The 7,092-nt window shown below is 54.1% G+C and carries 8 protein-coding genes; 1 reads left to right on the forward strand and 7 read right to left on the reverse strand.

Annotated elements, in window-relative coordinates; genetic code table 11:
* From NE547_RS17735 to NE547_RS17760, 6 genes are all read right to left on the reverse strand, one after another.
* On the reverse strand, nt 1-1,340 hold a 1,340-nt coding region (locus NE547_RS17735), incomplete at its 3' end, for a major capsid protein (RefSeq protein WP_256176596.1).
* A 44-nt stretch (nt 1,341-1,384) separates the two neighbouring features.
* Nucleotides 1,385-1,888, reverse strand: coding sequence for a hypothetical protein (locus NE547_RS17740; protein WP_256176597.1), 504 nt, complete (start codon nt 1,886-1,888; stop codon nt 1,385-1,387).
* 4 nt (nt 1,889-1,892) lie between these two features.
* The gene (locus NE547_RS17745; protein ID WP_256176598.1) at nt 1,893-2,084 is read right to left on the reverse strand and encodes a phage holin; all 192 of its coding nucleotides are present in this window, start codon (nt 2,082-2,084) and stop codon (nt 1,893-1,895) included.
* A 1-nt stretch (nt 2,085) separates the two neighbouring features.
* Nucleotides 2,086-2,346: a phage ORF5 protein gene (locus NE547_RS17750; RefSeq protein WP_256176599.1), complete on the reverse strand. Its 261-nt coding sequence runs from the start codon at nt 2,344-2,346 to the stop codon at nt 2,086-2,088.
* Nucleotides 2,343-2,558, reverse strand: a complete 216-nt coding sequence (locus NE547_RS17755) for a hypothetical protein (protein ID WP_256176600.1) — start codon at nt 2,556-2,558, stop codon at nt 2,343-2,345. Before NE547_RS17755 ends, NE547_RS17750 begins: the two co-directional genes overlap by 4 nt.
* Before the next feature lie 120 nt (nt 2,559-2,678).
* Nucleotides 2,679-3,068, reverse strand: coding sequence for a hypothetical protein (locus NE547_RS17760; protein ID WP_256176601.1), 390 nt, complete (start codon nt 3,066-3,068; stop codon nt 2,679-2,681).
* 147 nt (nt 3,069-3,215) lie between these two features.
* On the opposite strand from NE547_RS17760, the gene NE547_RS17765 reads away from it, so the two are divergent.
* Nucleotides 3,216-6,539 carry an S-layer homology domain-containing protein gene (locus tag NE547_RS17765; RefSeq protein ID WP_256176602.1) on the forward strand — a complete coding sequence of 1,108 codons (3,324 nt, stop codon included), beginning with the start codon at nt 3,216-3,218 and terminating at the stop codon, nt 6,537-6,539.
* A gap of 84 nt (nt 6,540-6,623) precedes the next feature.
* Here NE547_RS17765 and NE547_RS17770 read toward each other — a convergent pair whose 3' ends face one another.
* Nucleotides 6,624-7,055: a hypothetical protein gene (locus NE547_RS17770; RefSeq protein ID WP_186909018.1), complete on the reverse strand. Its 432-nt coding sequence runs from the start codon at nt 7,053-7,055 to the stop codon at nt 6,624-6,626.
* Nucleotides 7,056-7,092 lie beyond the last annotated feature (37 nt).

Below are 7,092 nucleotides of genomic sequence, written 5' to 3' on the forward strand. Positions count from 1 at the left end.
TAATAATCAAAGCGATCCTTACGGCTCCAGAAACGTTCAAGACCTTGCTGATAGGTATGATCATAACGGGCAACCATCAAACCAAGTATAAAGCCATGCTCCACAAAGGACTTAATAAAATCGCCATGAACATCCGTAGTGACAGAAAAGGCAGCAGTATCACCAAGAGGGGTACCGTCAGGCTGCGTACCACTACTCTGAACAACCTGATTAATATTAACAGGAATACGATTACCGCCGAGGTATTCGGGGCGCTGGAGACGGGCATCCGGAGAGGTAACGCCAAAATGAGACTTGAGGACTTCAATGTAACGGGTACCACCACGGGCATCTTTCTCGTACAGCTTCTGAATCTGGAAAGCCATACGGAGCTGATTAATCGTAGCAGCAGACACAGCACCATCATTCACAGCCCAAAGATTATTAGGGATAATAGGCTGAGCAGAACCAGAATAGGTATCTGAAATACCATAAAGCGGCATATTTACTTTACTAGCATTAAAAGTACCAGAATAGTTACCACTAGTAGAACCAGCTAAACGAGAAACAATAACATCCTGAGGATTCTCATTATTACTATTACGCAAAGTTGCAGTATAAGGGACAAAGGAAAGCGGGTTAGTACCAGGATCCGGAACGAGATCAGCCAAAGTCATGACCGGCATATTAGTAGAACCGGCAACAGGAATAGTCACATCAGGACCTTTCTGGGGAGAAGGAAGACAACTGGTAAAATAGTCATGAAACTTAGCAGCCTTAAAGGGAAGACCACCTTTAGCAACATCAGTAATATAATTACCAGTATTCACACCAGTAACAGTGGCATCATTTACAGGGATATCAAGAGGATCGGAAAGATTCTCATCACGAAACCACTCATTCATAATAAGAGCATAAGCACGGAACGGCAGCGCATTGACAGACAAATTATCAATGCCGGTAGGGATACCAAAATAATCAGCAATCGTACCAATATTCCAGCCACCAACCGGAGCGGTAATCTGAGGGACAGAATACTCAACCGTAGGAATCCAAGCAGACTCAGTATTTTCACCCATCAGCTCTTTCCAATGCTGCCACACAATACGATTAGGCACAAAAAAGAAATAAGTGTCAATATACAGATTATCCATCATGGGAGTAAGCAGCGTCTGCATACGGGACACCATAGAGGTCTTAAGCTGGAAAGTATCTCCGGGCAAAACCTCATCCACATAAAACGGAATAATATCACCAACATTATAAGACAACTTCACAGAATGATCACGCCGAAATGTAGAACGAGACAAATCCAAATTGGTCGGATTAAGAGCAAAGCGGGTATTTTCATTACGAGACATCAAACAAACCTCCAGTCAGCTAACTGTTGTTCAAGGGAAGGGGCTTACGCCCCTTCGGAGGACGAGGGTGACGGGTTGTTCACGCCTGCGGGCGTAGGAGGCGGCTGTGCGGGGTCAGAAGCAGGAGGGGTAGGAACAGCATAGCCCATAGCCTGCAACCAGCTCTCAGAGCCTGCCTGAGCGAGCCAGGCATGGAAGGAATGGCCGAACTTCTCACGGACATCAAGAGGCAGGGAATTGAAAGTCTGCTCACCGGCAATAACCTGATTCAGCAACTCTGCATAAGTTTGCGGGAACTGGGAAAAATCACCGAAGGAACCTTGCACACGAGACAGCGCTCCAACATCTCCAGACTGGAAACGATCAAGGATCTTATGTAAATCAACACTGTCGCGATGGGACTGGATAAAATCATACAAATTCTCACGGCCGGACTCCTTAAGGGTCATAATACCATTACGGTCAAACTCAGGGGAATACAAAATCTTCTCACGCTGGCCGGGATCACAATGAACGCGATCACGCTGATCATGCCACGTCTTAAACATCGAATCACTCCTTATACGTGCTGGAAGCAATACCTAACAGGGCACCGAGGAAAACATCAATAGCAGAAATGGTACCAACGACCTCTTCCGGATAAGGCAGCGTCCACAACTTAGCCAAGGCAAAATACAAAGTACCGAGCGCCGGCAACAGAATCATAGCGATCCACTTGAGGGTATCATAGAGGCGATTACTCATATCAACTCTCCTTCATAGCCAAACGTACCTGAGAGCCTTCCGAGATCAGCTCCTGAACAGCAGCAGGGGTAAGCTGGCCAGACTCAGTATCAAACTCGCCGATACAATACAACCGGAAATCATCAGCATGAGTAAAAAGGACTCCTTGACCTTGCATGATAGCATTAGCAAAGTTACGAGCAGCAGTAAAATGATTGGTATCAACTGTGGGAGTAAGGAAACCAGTCTTGTCATCACGGATGCAATAAACATTGTACTTCACACCAAAAACCTCCAAAAAATCTCGTTAGTACGGGTAATCATACGCATCTCTTCCAGCGTGTAACACCGGCAGAAATAACGCTCGTTCAGATGGTCATAACCGGAGCAGCAATAACGGAAGTCAACATCTTCAACCTTAGTGATCGCAACAGCGCTGAAACCTTGCCGACGAAGAAAGCGGCGGAAATTCTGAATACCTTGGCACTCACTCACATCCGGATACCTCCACGATAGATTTTGGGATTCACATTGATACGCTTGCTGTTAACAGCAGTGTGGCGGAAGACCTGACGATCCTGACCACGGGACATTCTTTTACCCATAAATTACACCTCACAAATCTCGCTTCAAATTTTTGATACGATTACGGAAATTACTCTCTTTGATCTCAAGCACATCCAGATAATCCAAATCGGTCTTGTCCATCATTCCTTTCTTAACTTCCTCAGCAAAATGCTGGCGCCGGGCCTTAAGCTCTGTAAGCTCCTCATGATGATCGACATCAAAAAGTCTGTCGAAATACTTGGGGGGACGAATCTTCATACCGCCACGATCAGAGGACAGATTAATAAAATCATACTCATAACAATCTGGATGATCTTCAAACCATTGGCGGGCGATACCAGGACGGCGGGACATCAACGTAAACTCAGGCTCAATATTAAATTCTTGGTAGACTTGAGCATCTTGGCCGTACTGCTTCTTAAGAACGTAACGAGCCACATACGCACATGTTTCCCAGGTTACACGGCCTACCATCACATAGCCAATTAGGCTTCTGACAGGGGAGTCATACTTTTCGCTGGAGATGTGTCTTTCGGCTGGAAGTTGCTTCCTGTCGGCTCTAAAATTTAGAAGGAGGAATTCCAGATGAGAAACCTCAAACGGGCTCTCAGCCTGGCTCTGGCCGCCGTTATGCTGATCGGCATGATGGTCGTCGGCGCTTCCGCTGTGAGCTACAACGATTTCACCGACCGCGATGAGATCGTGAACAAGGACGCCGTTTCCATGCTCACCACCCTGGGCGTGATCGACGGCAAGACCGACGGCAGCTATGATCCCGAGGGGACCGTGCGCCGCGACGAGATGGCGAAGATGATCTCCGTCATCATGAATCAGGGCGTTGACAACAACGAGCTGTATTCCGGCGTGGACAGCAAGCTGACCGACATCGGCGACAACTGGGCCAAGGGCCACATCAACTACTGCTTCACCCTGGGCATCATCGCCGGCCGCGGCGACGGCCGCTTCGACCCCGCCGCCAACGTGACCGGCGCCGAGGCCGCCAAGATGCTGCTGGTGGCCGCCGGCTACGATCCCGCTATTGAGGGCTTCGTGGGCACCGACTGGGCCATCAACACCAACGCCAAGGCCTCCAGCCTGGGCATCTTCCGCAACTTCAACAAGAACATCATGAACCCCCTGCGCCGCGACGACGCCGCTCTGCTGATCTACAACGCCCTGGACGTTGAGATGATCCAGAAGTATGAAAACGGCTACGCCATCGGCTACACCGATCACCGCACCATCCTGAGCGCCATGTACGGCGTGTACAAGGTGGAGGGCGTTGTGGTCGCCAACGAGTGGGCCGAGCTGGATCAGACCGACTCCGACGCCGCCCTGAAGGCCGGCAAGACCACTCTGGACAACGTGGTGCTGTACTCCTCCACCACTGCCAACACCACCACCGGCGAGGGCGTGGCCCAGTCCGGCCAGATCGCTTTCAACGTCTCCACCGGCGTTGAGACCCTGGGCAAGACCGTCACCCTGTACATCGAGAAGACCACCATCCTCTCCGACTCCAAGGTTCTGGGCGTGTCCCTGAAGGACAGCGTGAACGTGATCGAGGCCACCGACGCCACCAAGAGCACCCTGAAGGGCTTCCTGAAGGGCACCGGCCTGACCACCACCTCCGACACGGAGTACTATGTCAACTATGGCTTCTGCAAGAGCGAGGACGCCGCTGAGGCGATCATCAACAACTACGTAAAGGGCGCTTCCGGCGAGAAGTTCAACCTGAACGGCATCTCCGTCGAAGTCATCGACAACAACAACGACGGCGACGTGGACTACGTCCTGTACCGGCAGGAGACTCTGTCCAAGGTTTCCAGCTACAGCGAGAAGAACGAGGTCATCGGTTTCACCGCGCCCACCTATAAGAACGGCTCTCTGGATTCCACCAAGACCGTGAAGCTGGACTTTGACGACGTGGTCTTTGCCGAAGACGTGACCACCGACGACCTGATCCTGTACGTCCAGTACGGTGGGCGCACCTACATCTCTGTGCCCGAGATCGTCACCGGCACCATGACCCGCGTGGACCGCGACAAGGATGACGAGCTGTACATCACCGTTGAGGGTGAGACCTACAAGCAGTCCTATATCCTGGACACCGCTTCCCTGGTGGACGTTGACATCGAGCATTTCGACATCAACTCCTTCCGTGAGTTCTCCACCCTGTACGACTTCATCCTGGATTCCACCGGCAAGTACGTGGTGGCCGTCCGTCCCGCTGAGGAGACTGTGACCAACTACGCTCTGGTCATCGGCTCCGCCTGGACTCAGAACGCCCTGGACGTGAAGGGCCAGGTCAAGATCCTGAAGACCGACGGCACCGAGGGCACCTACTATATCAACTGGACCAACTCCGCCAAGGCGTTCGATGTAAACGGCAAGGCGACCACCGCCGCCAAGAAGGCCCTGGAGGCCTATCTGGGCACCCGCGACGTAAATGATACGGTCGATGAGGGTTATGCTGCAATCAACGCCGCCGTGGGCAGCGTCATCACCTACACCCTGAGCGACGACGATATGCTGACCATCAAGAAGGTCATGCGTCAGAACACCGTCGACGGCAGCAATGCCATTACCGCCGTCAGCCCCGTGACCGCCGGTGTGACCGACGTGGTCATGGCTCCTGCCACCAAGCTGCAGGATACCCTGGGTGCCAAGTATGACGCCGGCGACGGCTACGTGACCACCAACAACCAGAAGACCTATGCCATCGACAAGAACACCATCGCCTTCTACTACAAGGATTCCGACAACTACGGCGTGGCCATCGGCTGGGATCACATGGGTGATGTGGCCAATGGTACCGCCCTCCAGATCTGGCCCGTGGTGGCGAAGAACGCCGCCGGCGGCTATGATGTGAAGAAGCTGGCCGAGGTCGTCCTGTTTGCTGAGGCGCCCACCACCTCCACCGCCAACTGGCTGTTCGTCCTGAGCGCCAACGCCATCAGCTCCAAGGTCCTTGAGCTGAACGTGGTCTTCGAGGACGGCACCACCAAGGCCATTGAGGTCAGCAAGGAAGATTACGGCGATGACTTCAACGATCCTTCCGACTTCCTGACCGCCTACAAGTACGGCGTCAACTCCGACGGCACCTACACCCTGAACATCGGCAGCAAGCGTACCGCCGAGGCGGCCACCCTGCTGCGCGACGGCACCCTGGATGTGGACGGCACCCTCGTTAACTCCTCCGCCGACGGCATCTATCCCACCCTTACCGGCAAGACCAACATCTGGGATGTCACCGACATGAGCGACGCCTCCGACGGCGACGCGCCCAAGGGCTCCTTCATCCTCAACGAGCGGAAGAACGCCATCATCATCTACAACAGCGAGACTGCGGCTGACGTCCGTACCGTGGTCACCGCCTGGGTGTGGGATGAGGACGAGAGCGCCGATCCTGAGACCCCCGTCTATGGCTACAACAAGGTTACCGAGTACGCCACCGGCGAGCTGCTGGTCCAGCACTATGCCGAGAGCCTGACCGCCCGTCAGGTCGGCACGATGGTGCGCGAGTTCCTGAAGGACAGCACCATTGAGAGCGTCGTGTACAACCCCTCCACGGACAAGGCTACCGTGACCTACAACGACAAGACCAGCGTGGAGTACGGCATCACTCTGGACCGTGTGTACGCCGTGACCCTGAAGATTACGGACAACAATGCGGCCAAGGACGGCAAGGTCACCATCAACGGTGTGGACTACACCAAGTCCAGCCAGGTGATCTATGTAGGCGCCAAGAGCCCCGTGGACGGCCTTGCCTCCACTGGCTCCATCACCGGCACCGGTACTGCTACCTTCACTGATGTGGATACCGCCACCGGCATCACCGAGAGCACCGGCACCCTGACCTTCACCGGCATCAAGGGCGACGGCACCATTACCGTGGACTTCGCCGCCTGAGTATTCCGCGTCAGGCAATCCCCAACAAGCAGCAGCACCCCCGGAGCGTTGGCTCCGGGGGTGCTGTTCGTGCGGCTGGACGGATCACTGAAATGCGGCGTAGAAGTAGACTTTGCCCGCGCGATTGGTGTATGGCTTACAGATGTAGGAGTTTGCGAGGATCTGGTAGGTATCGTATTTCACCTGAAATCCGTGTTCGGTCAGCTTGAGCATCACCTTGCCGCTGTTCTCTTCCTGCACGGGACCTTCCTCCACGGCGAGGATGGCGGCGGCCTGCGTCTGCTCCTGCAGCAGGACCGCCCTGGGGCGGAAGCCCAGCTGGATCTCCCGCTCCAGCGTATCGTCCCCGGTATAGGTCCCGGTCACGATCCCGCACTTCCCTTCCAGAAGCGCGGCGTCCGCCTTCTCCGCCAGCGCCGTATCGATCCTGGCCAGATCCTGATTGAAGTCCTCCCGTAAAAAGCTGTCCTCCGGCTCCCACTGGTGGAGCCCGTAATGGGGTGTATACTGTGCCATTCGGCATCCCTCCTTCACCCCTGCCCGGTCCGGGCGG

Origin of the sequence: Flavonifractor sp. DFI.6.63, assembly GCF_024462255.1 — a bacterium.
In the GTDB taxonomy this organism is placed as follows: domain Bacteria; phylum Bacillota; class Clostridia; order Oscillospirales; family Oscillospiraceae; genus Lawsonibacter_A; species Lawsonibacter_A hominis.